This window comes from Nocardioides sp. P4_G10 (assembly GCF_056401175.1).
Genome location: NZ_JBFUJV010000014.1, coordinates 37,254 through 53,061, shown reverse-complemented (window position 1 = coordinate 53,061; position 15,808 = coordinate 37,254). Strand labels below are relative to the sequence as shown.

Genomic DNA, 15,808 nt, shown 5'->3' with positions numbered 1-15,808 from the left:
GCGATCGTCCATCTGTCGTGGCGGTGCGTTGAGGAACCCTTCCTGAAGAAAAGTCCCATCGGTCGTGGCGAAGATTGGCGAGGCCCGGACGAGCGGTCTAAGGTGTGGGCTGACGTCCGTGGCAGTGGGTCACCAGGCCCGCGCGGACGTCGCGCCGAGTCGTGGACCACACCCCCGCATCACCCGTGGTCGACGAGCCGGGGAACCACACTTCCCCCTGGGGTGAATCGCCTGCGAGGCGTGCTGCGCGAGCGGCACGAGGAGCAGGAGTAGGCCAGTCGTGCCGAACCCGTCAGCTCACCTGGTAGGCGTACGACACCCCGAGGAGTTCCCCCGCTCGTGGCTCACACCCGCAAGCGAGTTGGCGCGACCGTTCTTGGTCTCTCCGCGATCGCTGCCATCGCTTTCGTGCCTGCAACCCCCGCGCAGGCCGACCCCGACATCAAGGACGTCAAGGTTCGCGTCGACCGCCTCTACCACGAGGCCGAGGCGGCGCAAGAGCGCCTCCACGACGCCAAGCTCGACCTCGCCGACCTGCGAAGCGACCTCGACGGTCTGAAGGCCGACCAGGATCGCCAGGACGAGCGCCTCGGCGCCGTGCGCGACCAGGTCTCCGACGCCGTCGTGCGCCAGCTCGAGGGAGAGGGCATCTCGACCGTCGGTCAGATCGTCGTCTCCGACGACCCGGGAGCGTTCCTCGACTCGCTCTCGACGATGTCGTCGTTCAACGACCTCCAGGCCTCGCTGCTCTCCGACTACGACACCGAGCTCGAGGCCCTCGAGATCCGTCGCGAGGCCACCGCGTCCCGCACCAAGGAGATCGCTGAGATCACCGAGCAGCTGAGCGCCGAGAAGGACACGGTCGACGACAAGCTGGCCGAGGCCAAGGACCTGCTCGCCGACCTCGAGGCCGAGGAGCGCGAGCGCGTGCTCGCCTCGCGCGGCACCACCACCCGCGCGCCCAGCTCGGTCTCCGTCCCCGCGTCCGGCCGTGCCGCCGCGGCCGTGCAGTATGCGATGGCACAGGTGGGCGACGCCTACGTCTACGGCGCGATGGGTGAGAACGCCTTCGACTGCAGCGGCCTGACCATGCGCGCCTGGGCCCAGGCCGGCGTGTCGCTCCCGCACTCGTCCAGCGCCCAGTTCAGCTCCGGTCCGCGCATCGCCGCCAGCGACCTGCAGCCCGGCGACCTGGTCTTCTACTACAGCCCGATCAGCCACGTCGGCATGTACATCGGCAACGGCATGATCGTCCACGCTGCCAACCCCGGCACCGGCGTCGCCGTCTCGGGCCTCTACTCGATGCCCTTCGTCGGCGCGGTCCGCCCTGGCTGACCAGCAGACATCGAAGGCCGGTCGTCCACTCCTGTGGGCGGCCGGCCTTTCGCTGTTCCTCGGGGTCGTCCTGGTGGTCGTCCTGGTCGTCGTCCTCACCCGGGACGGCCGGCAAGAGGTGGCGCTTCCTCAGCCGACCGAGGCGCCGCGGGCGAGTCCCGCGGAGGCTACGGCCGCGCTGACTGCGTTCGTCGAGGCCGTCGAGGCACGTGACGGGCAGGCCCTGGCGCAGCTGGCGCCCCCTCAGGTGCCGGCCGCGGACGAGCTGCTGTCGGGCATCGCGGCCAACGTCCGCTCGCTCGACCTCGCGGGCGTGGACGCACGCTATGTCGACCAGCTGGGCGCCGTCGCCCCGGACGGCTCGTGGAGCGGCGTGGCCGAGCTGACCTGGCGCGTGCGCGGCTTCGACGCGGCGCCGGCGCGCAGCGACGTGGTCGTGAGCTTCGCGCCGAGTGGCGGGGGACTGGGCATCGTGGAGTTCGCGCCGTCCGACGCAGCGGGAACTCGCCTTCCGCTGTGGCTCCATGGCCGCCTGTCGGTCACCCGGTCGGGCGACGTCCTGGTGATGGCGGACGGGCCCTCGAGCGTCGCCGAGGCCACGGCCGCACGAGCGGCGCGTGGCATCGACGTCGTACGGCGCGTCCTGCCGGAATGGAGCTCGCCCGTCGTGGTGGAGGTGCCCGCCACCGCAGCCGCGCTCGACGAGACCCTGGGCGTGCGACCCGGGACCTACGCCGGGATCGCTGCGGTGACCGCTCCGGTCGGGCGAGCCTCGGACGGTGACGGGCCCGTCCACGTGTTCGTGAACCCCGACCTCACTGACGGGCTGCGCCGCGTGGGCGCGCAGGTGGTCATGAGCCACGAGCTGGTCCATGTCGCGACCGATGCGGTGCGGAAACCGGTCGAGCCGTGGCTGCTCGAGGGCTTCGCTGACTACGTCGCGCTCCGTGGGACGCGACTGCCGGACCGCGTCACCCTGGGACGGGCAGTCGCGGCGGCCAGGCGCGACGGCGTACCGGACGCACTCCCGACCGCGGCGGACTTCGACACCCGCGCGCACGACCTGCAGGCCCGCTACGAGGAGGCGTGGCTCGCGTGTCGGATCATCGCCGAGAGGCTGGGGGAGCGGGACCTGGTGGCGGTGTACGCCGCTGCCGCTCGGGGGACGCCGGTCGAGGTCGTGCTTCGACGTTCGGGGCTGCCGGTCCTGGCGCTCGCCCCGCTCTGGCGCGCGAGGCTCCGATTGCTCTCCGGGCGCTGATCAGCGGGTCGGATCAGTGAGGTGGCTCGAGCAGCACGTAGCCCTCGTCATGGGCGACCTCGGTCCATCCCCGCCGCTCTGCCAAGGCCGTCGCCAAGGGGGACCGGTCGAGCACGAGGGCTGCGGCCGGGTTCCATTCATCGAACGTCGTCTCCCAGCCGGCAGCCATCGCCTGCACACGTCCGAAGCCCTGCAGGTGCTCGACGGAGTACGCCTCGGACATCCCGTCGACGACGGGCTCGAGATCGGGATGCTTCCACCGGAGCCAACCGCCCAGCTCGTAGGCGTTGAGGACAACAGCGCCTGCCGGCAGGTCGTCCAATTCCTGCGCGAGGGCAGAAGGTACACCTTCCGGGTTCGCTGCAGTGCTGGGGACGGCGACCGCAGACATGCAGGCAATGACGCCGGCAACCACTCCCAGGGACCAGGTCTCGCGGCGGTTGGGCAAGCGGTGCTCGCGTGCCATCAGGTCCTGCAAGGTCGCCGCAACCAACGGACACGCGATCAGGGCACCCAGCGCCACGGTGCGGGTCGCCAGCAGGATCCATCCGCCGGCAAGCGCGAGGAGCGCGATGTGTACCCAGGGGACCCTCCGCGGCGACCGCGCCCATGCCGTGACGACGACGGCCACCATGAGGGCGGCGGCTGCTGGACCGGGTGACCGGAACGACGGTGGCTGCCACTCGGTGATGAACGCACCCACGCCCGCGACGGCCACGGGTGCCCCCAGCAGGTCAGGACCCACCGGGGTGAACGCAGCCGCAGCGATGCTGGCCACCGGTACGGCAACGAGTCGCAGTACCTGCGACCTGTCCACCCGTCGATCCAGGACCAACCCGGTGACGACTGCGAGGCCGACGAGGGGGCCGACGAACCACATGCCGTGGGACATCGCCCACACCCAGGTGAGGGGCGTGAGCCACCACCGCGGTCGAAGGTCCTCAGCCGTGCGCTGCCACGCGATGAGCGTGGCGCACAGGAGCAGATAGGTCATCAGGTGCGGTCGAGGAGACAGACTCGCCGACATGGCGACGATGGTCAGCCCGGTGGTGAAGGCCGCTGGCACGGCGTCGGACCCTTGTCGGGCGAGCTGGTGGACGAGGAGCACAAGGACGAGAAGCGCGATGGTGAAGAGCCACGCCACGGCGGGAAGCCCCCCCACGTCCTCAGCGAACGCAAGGACCGCCTCGGTGAGCCACTGGGTCGGGACCCACGGCTGGTCGGACAGCGAGCTCCATGGGCCGGTCACGGTCTTGACCGACCGAGTATCGAGGATGTCGTGTCCCAGGCGTAGGTGCCAGAACGTGTCGGGGTCGGAGATGGCCTGCACGCCCTGGCGTGCGACTGCAGCGAGGAAGACACCCATCAGCCCGAAGGGAAGCCACCCCGGGATCACCGAGTAGCCACTTCGTTCCTCCGCGCTTCCCGCAGGTGCAGCTGCGGTCGTCCCCACACGCCGCATCACGTGCCCCGTCCCGAGATCGAGCCCGCCAGTGTGGCAGGGCGCTGGATGTGTCAGATGACGGTGGCCAGCCAGGTGGACAGTCCGTCGAAGTAGGTGTTGAGTGCCTCGCCGAACAGCCCCACCCCGACCACGATCACGATCGCGATGAAGCCGACCAGGAGGCCGTACTCGGTTGCAGTGGCACCCCGTTCGTCGCGCTCCTGGGGGGCATCGATGTCCTTCACGGCGTCTCCTCTCAAGTGGGACAGAAAGAGGCCGACCACTCCGAGACGGAATGGCCGACCTCTCATCGTCAGGAGTTGATGGTCACCAGCTGCCGACGGTGCCAGCGAGGCCGCTGAAGAAGGTGTTGAGGGCGTTGCCGAAGAGGCCGACACCGACGACGATGATGAGCGCGATGAGACCGACGAGGAGGCCGTACTCCGTGGCGGTGGCACCCTTGTCCTCGTCGCGGCCGACGATCATGAGGGTGATGAACTTCTCAAGCATGGTTTTCCCCTTGTTGTCTGTGTGATGAGTCTCGGTTGCGAGCCGCGAAGCCCGTCGAGGAAGACTCTGCCAAGTCTTGGCGGTTTCCGGATCGGGTGATCGGCCCGCTCTGGATAGCCCCTTGTGACTATCTCCGGGTCACCCTGCTGGCCTCCTGGGTGGCCCGGTCGGCGTTCGATGTCCCGATCGGGCTCGTTGGTCGAGATCGTGTGACGACGCGGTCTCATCGAGATGCGGCGAAGGCCTGGGCGCTCGGACTGGACCTGGCCAAGAACAGGACCGACACCGATGGGGCAACGCTGACGCCCGCGCTGGCTCCTTGCGCCCGTGTGCGTTGAAGCTACGACGCGGGCGGGCCAGGTCGCCGACCGCAGGTCAGCCGGCAACTGGGGAGTCGATCGACGACCACCCGAGCGCCTTCGCCGGGACCCACGACCACGTGGCCGCCGCCGTCAAGGCCCTCCGCCGAGCACATGACCAGGCTCGCTGGATGCGGTGTCGTCGTGGAACTGGTGCTGCCGACAACGGAGCGGCGCCCGTAGCCAGACGAGAATTCACCGATGAGTACAGTCAGAAGCGCTGCGACGAGGCGTGGTCAAGCAGGCCCAGCCGCATGGCCGCGACGAGCGCCTGCGCGCGGTTGGCCGCACCGAGCTTCTGGTAGATGTGCGTGATGTGCGTCTTGGCGGTGGATTCACTCATGTACAGGTTGACGGCGATCTCGCCGGTGCCCATTCCGTCGGCGAGCAGCGCGAGCACCTCGTCCTCACGCGCCGACAGCCTCGGGGGGGCGGGTGCCGTGGCCCGACGCACCATCGCCGCACTGAGACCGGCACAGAGGAACGTACGGGGCGCAACAGCCGCGTGCCTGGCCGCGCTCACCACGTCCGTCGCCTTGCTGTCCTTCCCGACGAAGGCGGACGCACCTGCCTCCATCGCGGCGAAGATCTGGTCGTCACCCGCGTGCATGGTGAGCACGACCAGACCGACCGTGTCGGTCGTCGCCCTCACCTTGCGGACCACCTCGAGGCCGTGCCCGTCGGGTAGCTCGAGGTCGGTCACGACGACGTCGGGATCGAGCCCGACGAACGCGGTCATGCCCTCCGTGACGGAACCGGCCTGACCGACGACTGTCATGTCGTCGTCGCGCTCGAAGGCGCGCGCCAGTCCCTGGCGGATCAGCTCATGGTCGTCGATGAGCAAGACACGGGTGGTCATGCGTACTCCTTGGTGGCGGTGGCGAATGGGGTGCTGGGGGGCGACTGGAGGCGGACGATGGTGCCGCCGCCCCGACGGGCCGTGACCTCAAGGGAGGCCTCCATGGCCGCGGCGCGCTCCTGCATGCTCTGCAGCCCCCAGTGGCGATCCCTCGGCCTGGCGTTGCCGACACCGTCATCCTCGACCTCAAGGAGCAAGGTCGTGCCGTCGGAGACAAGCGTGACCCAGAGGTTGTCAGCGTGCGCGTGCTTGCGCACGTTGCCGATGGCCTCCTGCGCTACACGGAGCAGCTCCGACTCGGTCCTCGGCGGAAGGGCTGGCCCGGACTCGTCGAGGGTGAGGTTGACCCGGAGATCCATGTCCTGGGTGACCTGGTGGACGTAGTCGGCGAGCGCACCGGACAGTCGGTGGTCGGTGACGTGGTGTCGCAGGTCGAGGATCGAGTACCGGATCTCGGCGACGACCCGGCTTATTTCCGCTCGCAAGCTCTCGGCCAGCACGACGGTCTCAGCCTCGTCCGAGATCGAGGCGATCTCATCAACGAGATAGCCGAGCGCGACGAGCTCCTGCGCGACCCCGTCGTGCATCTCACGGGCGATCCGTTTGCGCTCCTCAGCGGTCGCGAGGCGGCGGACCTCGTCGAAGAGGACGGCGGTGTCGAGGCGCAGCGCAAACTCGTCGGCGACGGTCTGGGCGACGGCCCGGGACTGGTCGGTCCATCCATCGGCACGCTTGAGGACGACGCTGCCGAGCTGGTGCCCGGCGCCGCGCAGGCCGATCACCAGCACATCGTCCTTGTGCTCGTGGTTGGCCCCCAAGGCATGGCTGGCCAGTGAGCTCGTGTCGCCCTGGCCGGCGAGCTGCACGAGCGGCTGTCCCCACGCGTGACCGTAGACCRCGACACCCATGGCGCCGGTGCCGTCGCGCAGCCGTCCGGCAAGCTCGGTGGCGAGCTTGACGCTGTCGAGGCCCACCTCGCCGCGGCTGGCGAGGTAGTGGAGCTGGCTCATGAGCTGATGAGTGGCGACGTAGGGAGCTTGCCCCTGTTCAAGATCACGGATGCTGCGCGTCTGGACGCCGGCGAGCACGCCGATGCCGAGCCCGGTGACCAGCCAGAACCCGGCCGCCTGGAAGCGATCGACGTCGAATGGCGCGCTGGGCAACGCGCTTCCCAGCGCGAGTGCCACCGCTGACACGAGGAAGGTGTTTGTCGCCGAGAGCCAGCCGTGCCGGACCCCGGCGGCCAGGGCTGGCACGGTCAGGTAGAGGAGGATCGACTCCTCCTGGGACGGGTTGAGGGCGACGACCGCGGCGACAAGGAGCGCCTCCGCGATCGGGATCCACCGTTGCAGTCCATCTGCCGCAATGCCCTCGACCAAGCTGGCGAGTGTCGCTACGAGCGCCAACGCCACGATCGGAATGGCGATGGCGGTCGCACCGTCGGATGACACGGCCCGTCCCACACAGAGAGCGATGGCAAAGACCCGCACCGCCGTCGTTATCCGCCACGTTCGCCGAGCCGCTCCCCTCGGCTCGGACGACGCGACGAGGTCGATGATCACTGGAGGATCACCCGAACAGGTCGCCCATCGACAGGAACACCGGGCCGATGACGACGATGAAGATGGTCGGAAGGATGAAGAAGATGACCGGGAAGAGGATCTTGACCGGCACCTTCTGGGCAGCCTCTTCGGCGCGCTGGCGGCGCTTGGTCCGCATCTCGTGGCTCTGGATGCGCAGCACGCGCGCGATCGGGATGCCGAGGCTGTCGGCCTGCACCATGGCGAGGCAGAACGACTTCAGGTCGGGCAGGCTGGTCCGTTCGCCCATCGCGCGCATCGCCTCGGCGCGGCCGATGCCGAGCTGCATCTCCTGGAGCAGGCGCGAGAACTCCTGAGCCAGAGGACCAGAAGTGTTCCTGGCTACCCGCGCGACGGCGGCATCGAACCCGAGGCCAGCTTCGACGGAGATCGTGAGCAGGTCGATGGCGTCCGGTAGGGAGTTGCGCATGAGCGTCTCGCGCTTGTCGCCGGCGTTCTTGAGCAGCAGGTTGGGCAGGACGTAGCCGAAGGCGGCGAAACCCGCCGTGAAGAGCAGGACACGGTCGATCGCGTAGCCACGGGAGAGGCAGAACAAGAAGCCGAGAATGCCGACGACGCCGAGCCCCAGGACTTTGAGGCCGATGATGCGGTTGACGTCCCAAGCGGGCGGATTTCCGGCGATGTCGAGTCGGTGCGCGATCTTGCTGGCTGTGTCCGCGCGCGTGACCTTGCGGCCAACGCCGACCAGACGTCCGCCGAGGGGAGCGATCACCCGCTCAGCGAACGGCCGGTCGAGCTCGTCGTCGATGAGGCTGGGCGCCGAGTTGATGGCTTGAACGGCGGCAACGGAGCGGGCCACGGCGCGACGTTCGCTCGTGAGGACACCCATGATCGACAGTGCCAGGACGAGGGCGGCGAAAAGGAGACCGGCTCCCATGAGAAGCAACATGTGTCACACCTTGATCTTGGTGAGCCGAGACATAACGAAGTAGCCGGCGGCCAGCATCGTCACTGCAACCCCCAGAAGGACGTAGCCCATTCCGGTGGTGTACAGCGGTTCCACGAAGTCAGCCTTGAAGAGCATCATGTAGACGAACAAACCAACTGGTAGCGCAGTGAGCACGTAGCCGGAGAACTTTCCCTCGGCGGCCAGCACCTTGACCTGGCGGCGCAAGTACTCGCGGTCACGCAGTGTCTCCGACACCGTGTTGAGCAGCTCGGCCAGGTTGCCGCCGACTTCACGCTGGATCCGGATGGCCATGACGACCCAGGAGAAGTCCTCGGACTCCATCCGGGCGGCGACGTTCTCAAGGGTCTCCTCGATCGGGATGCCGAGGCGCTGCTCGATGAGCGCACGCCCGAGCTCGCTCGCCATGGGCTCGTGTCCTTCGCGGACGACGGTGTCCACCGCTTGGGGGAGGGACAATCCCGCAGAGAGGCCGCCTGCCATGAGCGTCAGCGTCTCTGCCAGCTGTGCATTGAAGGCAGCCAACCGCTTCGAGTGCTTGCGCTTGAGCCACCACCATGGCACCAGGATTCCGCCCACGAGGGCGACGATCGACAGCAAGCCGCCCTTCAGGATGAAGCCCACGAAAGCAGCACCCACAGCTATGGCGGCGTGGAGCAGCAGCCACTCCGCGGGTTTGAGGGACGATCCAGCGCCAGCCAGCCGCTTGGAGAGCCGGTCCTCGAAGTCTCCCTTGACCACCTGGCCGGCAAGCCCTACTGCAGCCTCCTTGAGGCTGCCCTGCGCCTTCGCTCGGCTCTTGCGGCCGTCGACGGACTTCGCAGGGCCCCCCTGCTCGAAGTAGGCACTCAACCGCTGATCACTCAGTGACTTGGACGAACCGCCACCAAGTGCGAAGGCGAGAACACCGGCGAGCCCAAGGCCCAGGGCTAGCGCGCCCAGAAGAAATCCGGTGCGGCCGATGATGGGCTTACCGGGGTGAACGACCTTCGATGTCGCCGCTGTACTTGAGGCGGCCAGCGTGACGAACGCGGAGTCGGTGAACGTGTCATCACCCACCGTGAGGGACGTCTCGACGGTCTGCTCTCCGGCGACACCGACGGGCAGCTCGAACGTCACCAACACCTGCGACGCGAGTGCCTCCGCCTGGGCCGAGAACACACCTCCCAACGCTTCGGGTTCCGCAGGAATGACCTGGCCACCGGCGGCCGACGCGAGACCGTCCAGCGTGGCCTCCTGCTCGGCGGATTGACCCAGCGCTACGACGTCGACCACGACCCCGGCATCCGTCGCGGCCGTCGAGAGCTCATCGATCGTGGACGTGCTGCCCGTGTCCGCCCCGTCCGACAGGACGAGCAGAGAACGGGCGCCGTCGTCGCCCGCGAGCTCAACGCCGGCAGCGACGGCGTCGTAGAGCTTGGTACCGGGCCTCAGCTGCAGGTTCTCCAGCTCGCCGATGATCGACTGGTGGTCGGTGGTCGGTTCGACAGATGCCTGGACGGAGCCGGCGAAGGTCACGAGACCGATGCGCACGTCCTCGGGAGCGGTGTCGAGGAACGACTCGATGGCAACCGTGGCAGCCTCGAGCTTCGCGCCCTCCATGCTGTTGCTCGCGTCGAGCACCAAGACGGTCGTGCGCTCGACCTCACCGCCCTCCACGTCCTCGGCCGAGGCCGTGACGGACTCACCGTCGACCGTGACGGCGACGCTGTCGAGGTCCGGGCTGACGCCACCCGGCAGGCGGCCGACGCCGAGCAGCATCGAGACCTGGCCGTCGGTCGCCTGGACGTGGTCGATGGTGATCTCGTCGGACGCGCTGGCGGGACTTCCCACCAACGCGGTTCCGCACACCACGGCGGCGGCAGCCACCAGGGGGCCGATCCTCATCGCACGCCCCCACGCGTGGCGAACACCGCGGGGTCGACGTGCACCCCGTGGTCCGCGAGTCGCTCGAGGAACCGGGGACGCAGTCCGGTGGAGATGAGCTCGCCCTGGAACTTCCCTTGGTCGTTCACGCCGGCCGAGAAGTCGAACATGAAGACGTCCTGCGTGGTGATGATGTCGCCCTCCATGCCCACGATCTCTGTGATGGCCGTGATGCGGCGCGAGCCATCCTTGAGACGCGTCTGCTGGATGATCAGGTCGACCGCACTGGACACCTGCTCGCGGATTGCCCGCACAGGAAGATCCATGCCGGCCATGAGGACCATCGTCTCCAGTCGCGCGAGGGCGTCCCGCGGGGTGTTTGCGTGGAGCGTCGAGATGGAACCGTCGTGACCCGTGTTCATCGCCTGCAGCATGTCCAGGGCGGCGGCGTCACGGATCTCACCGACGACAATGCGGTCGGGCCGCATGCGCAGCGAGTTCTTGACCAGGTCGCGGATGAGCACGGCGCCCTTGCCCTCGATGTTCGGCGGTCGTGACTCGAGCCGGAGGACGTGGTCCTGCCCGAGCCTGAGCTCGGCAGCGTCCTCGATGGTCACGATCCGCTCGTCGTCCGGAATGAACGACGACAGAACGTTGAGCGTCGTCGTCTTGCCCGCGCCCGTTCCACCCGACACCAGGATGTTGAGCCGGCCCTTGACGCAGGCCTCGAGCAGGCTCGCCGACATGTTCGTGAGGCTGCCGAAGTTGATGAGGTCCTGGACGGTGTACGGATCCTCCGAGAACTTTCGGATGGTGAGCTTGGACCCGTCGAGGGCGAGCGGAGGGATGATCGCGTTCACACGAGACCCGTCAGGAAGGCGGGCGTCCACCATGGGACTGGCCTCGTCGACGCGTCGACCGATCTTGCCGACGATCTTGTCGATGGTGCGACGGAGGTGTGCCTCGTCGGAGAAGCTCGTCCCGGTCTTGACGAGCTTTCCGCTGCGCTCGACGTAGATGGAGTTGTAGGCGTTGACCATCACCTCGGTGAGGTCGGGGTCACGCAGGAGCGGCTCGAGAGGGCCGTAGCCGAGGATGTCGTCCGAGATCTCCTGCGTGATCCGGGTGCGGTCGGCGCCCGACATGACGACGTCTGTCGCAGCGACGGCGCCCTGGAGCGCGAGCCGGACGTTGCTCTCCAGCTCGCTCTGCGTCATGTGGACGTCGTAGAGCTTGGGGCCGAGCGATGCCACGAGCTGGGCGTGCACGGCCCGCTTCACGTCCTCGAACGGGTCGCGCGCCTGGGCACGGCCCGCCTGGGGAGCGGTCTGCGTCGCGGTCGTGGTGGTCGCAGGAGTCTTCTCCTGGGAAACCTGTGGGCCCTCACTGCGCACGCGCTGCGCGGCGGCCAGTCTGTCGGTGAGACCCATGTCAGGCCTTTCTCAATCGAAATCTGCTCGCAGACGAGGGAGACTTACCGGCTGCGTCGGCGTCTGCTTCCGCTGTGCGGGCAGCGCCCGCGATGGACTTGGCAAACGCCTTGATGGCCTTGCTGTTGGCGTGACCGGAGTAGGCCTTGACCAGGGGCTCACCCCGGTTGACCGCCGCAAGTACCTCCCGGCTCGAGACGAGCGAGCAGTCCGACTTGAGGCCCAGCGTCGACTCGTACTCGTCGGTCGAGAGACCCACCTTGGCGTCGGCTCGGTTGAGCACGAACCGCCACTTCTCGCGCGGGAAGTTGAGCAGGTCGAGGGTCTGGGTCGCGAGCTTGAGACCCTTCAGCGCCGGGATGTCGAGCGTGCCGACCAGGACCAGGGTGTCCGTCCGGTCCAGCGCGGCCAGCGCGAAGTCGTCGAAGACCCCGGAGGTGTCGATCACGACGTAGTCGTAGACACGCACGAGGATTTCGAGCAGCTTTCCGACATCCTCGGTCGTGGCTTGGTCCGGCGCATCCAGGTGCACCGGCGCGGCGACCACGCCCAGTGTCTTGGACCAGGGGGTCACGAGCGTCTCGACCACGTCGATGTCGATGTCGCCGCGGAAGGCGGCCAAGTCGTTGAGGGTGCGCGTCGGCGTGAGCTGGAGCATGATTGCCACGTCGCCGTTGTTGACATCGAGGTCGACGATGCACACCGAGCTGCCTTGGTCGGCAAGGGACACCGCGACGTTAGTGGCCATCAGGCTCTTGCCCACCCCGCCCTTGGTGGAGAACACGGTGATCGTGTGCCCCGACGGCTTCTCGGCGGCCTCACGGGCAGCCTCTGCCCGTGCGTGTGCCTCGGTCAGGGCCGCTTTGGCCGCTGCCTGTGTCTCGTCCTCCATGGTCTGGGCGATGGCGGTGGAGACCGCCCGCGCACGGCTGACGGCCGTTGTCAGGCCGGCGAGGTCCCGCGACTCCACGACCTCGCGCATGCCGCTGCGCAGAGCGGTCGACAGGGCGCGGGCGTCCACGGTCTCGCGGAGCAGGATCACGCCGAGGTCCGGCTTGTGCACCCGCGCCCACTGGGCGAAGACTGCTGCGTCGTCGACGAGGATGGACGGGCCGATGACGATCGCGAACTCCTGGGGCGTCGAGCCGACGTGCTCGCTCAGCGCCTCCATCGACTCGAGGGGTACGGAGCCGTGAAGCATGGCCTGCAGGACGCTCAGCCGGGACCGGTCCGTCTCCACGATGGCTGTCATCCAGCGGCCCCCCTGAACGTCTCGGGCAGGATGTCGATGGGAGTGACGCCGGCCTTGTCCTGCGACTTGGTGCCTCCGCCGAGCAGTGCGAACGTGAGCTCCGTGGTCCGGTCGGCCAGGACGAGCTTCTCGGCCTCCTCCTGGGTCACTGCCACCGTCAGGATCGTACGCGGAACTGACTCCGTGACCTGCTCACCCTCGCCGGTGGTGGTCGTGGTGGACGTCACCGACGTGGTGCCCACGCCGATGACCGGTACCCGGGTCAGCACGATTCGAGTGACCGCTGGCAGCGTCTGCTCGGTCCCGTCAGGCAGTCGCCGAATGGGCGATGCGGCACTTCCGAAGATGGCGACCTCGGAGCCAGGGTTCACAAACCCCGCGACTCGCTCGAAGTCGGTCAGCTCGATCGAGATCGCCATCTTGTCGTCCGGGATGACCAGGTTCTCGATGCTGCCCAGGCTGCCGAACCTGTCGGAGATGATCTGCTCGCCGGGGTAGACGGTCCCGAGAGCCACGAGGTCGGAGATGGACTCTGTGGTGTCGAGGGCACCGGCCACCATGTCGTCGCGCCGGACCTCCCGCGCCTCGAACTTGCCGGCCTCCTGTGCAGCTGTAACGGTTTCACCGGCCTCGATGACAGCGGAGGCCGTCAGCACCTCGACGAGTTCCTGACCCTGAGCTGCGCGGTCATCGATACCCCGCACGTAGAGGACGATCATTGTGGTTCCCAGTGCCGCAATCAGGACGGCGACGATGAGCAGCATGGAGCGGCGTGCCATGAAGAGTTCCTTCACTCGAGGTGGATCGAAGATGTAGGTGGTGAGTCAAGCTCAGTCGACGAGGACGATGACCTTTGCGCCGGTGCCGCGGTAGGCCACTTCGTGACCTTCGGCAGTCGAGCTGGACGGCAGCGCGTTGGGTTGGATGAACCAGACCCTCATTTCCCGCACCTTGGTGCCGGAGAGAGTCAGGCCATTGGGCACGCCGGTTACGGTGCCCGGGCTTCCACTGGTACCGGACGCAGGCTGGTCAGTGATGAAACCAGGCTTGAAACCCTGAACCGAGACGTTCTGGCTGGCCCCGCTGGGGGGCTCCGCGATGATCGGCACCCAGACGAATCTCGGCGAGTCGAAGATCGCCGGGCTGATGACAGGCTCGCCCGTGTAGGTGGCCCCGGTGACGTCGCCGACGCGAGTGCTGGTGGTCGTGAAGAAGCAGCTGAGCACGTCGTCGTTCAAGCTGTAGGAGCCCACCGTGACATTGGGCCGGGTGCACGGGGAGGTGGCCGGTTTGCGCAACCGCCCCACCGGCGTCGTACCAGTGATCATGCCGTCTTCGAGCGCGTTCGCAGGAAGGCCCGTGTCCATGGACAGGCAGTTCTGCCCGTCGACGGCCGCGGTGACGAAACCGCTGCCCGATGTGCAGAAGCTGGGTGCGCTTGGTGCGCCCGGGGCCGTGCTGAGCTCGTGGTCGACGCCGAGGGCGGTGTTGTAGTAGACCAACGTGTTCTTGTTGCTGATCGAGGGGGTGCGGTCGATCATCAGCGAGCCGAAGTTGCCCTTGTCCGAGAGGTTGCAGTAGAGCTTCTCGTCACCGACGGTGAACTTCTGGACGCCCGAGGTGGCGTTGCCGTCGAGGGCTGACCAGTTGCCTCCCTGGAGCACGCGGACGTACCAGATGTCGTCCTTGGCGATCACCTGCGACGGCACGGATACCACCGTGATCTTGGTCGACGAGTCGATGACTGCGCTCCCGGGCCCGATGGGCACTTGGAAGTGGTCGCCGGACGCCGTGGTGAAGCCGACGGCGGTCACTGATGTCGGCGACGTGAAGCTGGTGCCAGTGATGACCAGGTTCGAGGCCGGGGTACCCACGGGGGTGCTGGTGGGCGACAGGGCGGTGACGTTCGAGCTGTTGAGCGTCCCAGTGGACGGGGTGAGCGGGATGACAGGGAGAGACGCGTGCCCGCTGGAATCGGTCGAGAGCACCTGTTGGCCGTTGCTGCAGGTGGGAGTCGCGTAGAACGGCAGCGTCCCGAGCCGGGGGGAACGAACCTCGGCGACCGCGTGTGCCGGCACCCGGATGTCGGACCGACTGGTGACGGCCTTGGCAAGGCCCAGGTTCACCTTGGCGGTGGGAGCCCAGAGCTCGACGCGCCACTTGTTGCAGCTCATGTAGCCGTTGCCATCGCCAGCCGAGCCGCCGAGGTCGATGTCCGTCAGGGTCTTCGGGTCTCCGCCCTGGTCGATCCAGTTGCTGAGGAGGTACTGCTTGGCCGCGTCCACCGCTCCCGCCGTGCACACGGTGGTGCCGTCGAGCTCGGCTGCGGCTGCCAGCACGGCTTGGTCGGCTGCGCTCTGAAGGGAGGCACGCTTGGCGTAGACCTGCCCGACGTCGATCGCGACCGCTGCCATCCCGAGGATGACCAACGACATCAGCGCGACCATCACGGCGATGGTGCCGTTGTCGTCGCGGGACGTGCGCCAGAGGGCGGTGAACCGGTACATCAGGGGCACCCCTGTACGTCTTCGACCCGAGCTGTTGCGGTCTTGGTGATGTCGCGGTCGTAGTTCCAGCCCGGCACAAGGTTGAAGCCGAGGGCCTTTGCCTTCATCTTCACCGTCACTGTCACGCTGTCGCCTGGCTCGCGGCCAGTCGCCGTGTTGCCGGAACCCTTGGTGAACGCGGGGGTTGCGGTCACGGAGCTGGTGCGTGCTGCGGGCGTCACTGCCGTGATCACCTTGGCGGCGTTGGTCGTCCCGCACGGGTTCACGGCCCAGGCACGTGCTCCTTCGCGGGCGCCGTTGGCGGCAGCTTGGAACGCCCAGAGATAGATGGCGAACTGGAAGACCACACCCACGAGCGTGATGAGGACAAGCGAGACGAGCGCGAACTCGACTGCAGCGGCTCCCCGCTCGTGGTTCCTGCGTCGACGCATCACTCGTACCCTTTCGCCGGACGACGTCTGCGAGGGCCCGATTCCT

The 15,808-nt window shown here is 67.7% G+C and carries 14 protein-coding genes and 1 riboswitch; of the genes, 2 read left to right on the top strand and 12 right to left on the bottom strand.

The genetic code is table 11. The features are described from left to right. The first annotated feature begins 174 nt into the window (after nucleotides 1-174). Nucleotides 175-309: riboswitch (cyclic di-AMP (ydaO/yuaA leader) on the top strand. 99 nt (nucleotides 310-408) lie between these two features. Further along, nucleotides 409-1,335, top strand: a complete 927-nt coding sequence (locus AC1DP1_RS14975) for a C40 family peptidase (protein WP_307821103.1) — start codon at nucleotides 409-411, stop codon at nucleotides 1,333-1,335. 73 nt (nucleotides 1,336-1,408) lie between these two features. Continuing rightward, complete coding sequence (locus AC1DP1_RS14970; protein ID WP_477507484.1) at nucleotides 1,409-2,596, top strand: hypothetical protein; 1,188 nt, start codon at nucleotides 1,409-1,411, stop codon at nucleotides 2,594-2,596. Nucleotides 2,597-2,609: 13 nt separating this feature from the next. Here AC1DP1_RS14970 and AC1DP1_RS14965 read toward each other — a convergent pair whose 3' ends face one another. The 12 genes from AC1DP1_RS14965 to AC1DP1_RS14910 all read right to left on the bottom strand — a co-directional run bounded on the left by AC1DP1_RS14965 (nucleotide 2,610) and on the right by AC1DP1_RS14910 (nucleotide 15,762). After that, nucleotides 2,610-3,962, bottom strand: coding sequence for a hypothetical protein (locus AC1DP1_RS14965; protein WP_477507483.1), 1,353 nt, complete (start codon nucleotides 3,960-3,962; stop codon nucleotides 2,610-2,612). Nucleotides 3,963-4,111: 149 nt separating this feature from the next. Next, nucleotides 4,112-4,285 (bottom strand): Flp family type IVb pilin, encoded by a 174-nt coding sequence (locus AC1DP1_RS14960; RefSeq protein ID WP_477507482.1) that lies wholly within the window; start codon nucleotides 4,283-4,285, stop codon nucleotides 4,112-4,114. An 82-nt stretch (nucleotides 4,286-4,367) separates the two neighbouring features. After that, entirely contained in the window at nucleotides 4,368-4,550 is a 183-nt protein-coding gene (locus AC1DP1_RS14955) for a Flp family type IVb pilin (protein WP_477507481.1), read from the bottom strand. Between the two features lie 570 nt (nucleotides 4,551-5,120). Beyond that, nucleotides 5,121-5,768: a response regulator gene (locus AC1DP1_RS14950; RefSeq protein WP_477507480.1), complete on the bottom strand. Its 648-nt coding sequence runs from the start codon at nucleotides 5,766-5,768 to the stop codon at nucleotides 5,121-5,123. Continuing rightward, entirely contained in the window at nucleotides 5,765-7,330 is a 1,566-nt protein-coding gene (locus AC1DP1_RS14945) for a sensor histidine kinase (RefSeq protein ID WP_477507479.1), read from the bottom strand. Before AC1DP1_RS14945 ends, AC1DP1_RS14950 begins: the two co-directional genes overlap by 4 nt. A gap of 7 nt (nucleotides 7,331-7,337) precedes the next feature. Then, nucleotides 7,338-8,258: a type II secretion system F family protein gene (locus AC1DP1_RS14940; RefSeq protein WP_477507478.1), complete on the bottom strand. Its 921-nt coding sequence runs from the start codon at nucleotides 8,256-8,258 to the stop codon at nucleotides 7,338-7,340. A 3-nt stretch (nucleotides 8,259-8,261) separates the two neighbouring features. Then, complete coding sequence (locus AC1DP1_RS14935) at nucleotides 8,262-10,145, bottom strand: type II secretion system F family protein (protein WP_477507477.1); 1,884 nt, start codon at nucleotides 10,143-10,145, stop codon at nucleotides 8,262-8,264. Between the two features lie 14 nt (nucleotides 10,146-10,159). Further along, nucleotides 10,160-11,572, bottom strand: a complete 1,413-nt coding sequence (locus tag AC1DP1_RS14930; RefSeq protein WP_477507476.1) for a CpaF family protein — start codon at nucleotides 11,570-11,572, stop codon at nucleotides 10,160-10,162. 1 nt (nucleotide 11,573) lies between these two features. Continuing rightward, nucleotides 11,574-12,824, bottom strand: a complete 1,251-nt coding sequence (locus AC1DP1_RS14925) for a CpaE/TadZ family protein (protein WP_477507475.1) — start codon at nucleotides 12,822-12,824, stop codon at nucleotides 11,574-11,576. Then, nucleotides 12,821-13,603 (bottom strand): Flp pilus assembly protein CpaB, encoded by a 783-nt coding sequence (gene cpaB / locus AC1DP1_RS14920; protein WP_477507474.1) that lies wholly within the window; start codon nucleotides 13,601-13,603, stop codon nucleotides 12,821-12,823. The genes AC1DP1_RS14925 and cpaB overlap by 4 nt, the downstream gene beginning before the upstream one ends. Nucleotides 13,604-13,654: 51 nt before the next feature. After that, nucleotides 13,655-15,331: a pilus assembly protein TadG-related protein gene (locus tag AC1DP1_RS14915; RefSeq protein ID WP_477507473.1), complete on the bottom strand. Its 1,677-nt coding sequence runs from the start codon at nucleotides 15,329-15,331 to the stop codon at nucleotides 13,655-13,657. Next, entirely contained in the window at nucleotides 15,331-15,762 is a 432-nt protein-coding gene (locus AC1DP1_RS14910; RefSeq protein WP_477507472.1) for a TadE/TadG family type IV pilus assembly protein, read from the bottom strand. The genes AC1DP1_RS14915 and AC1DP1_RS14910 overlap by 1 nt, the downstream gene beginning before the upstream one ends. Between the last annotated feature and the right edge of the window lie 46 nt (nucleotides 15,763-15,808).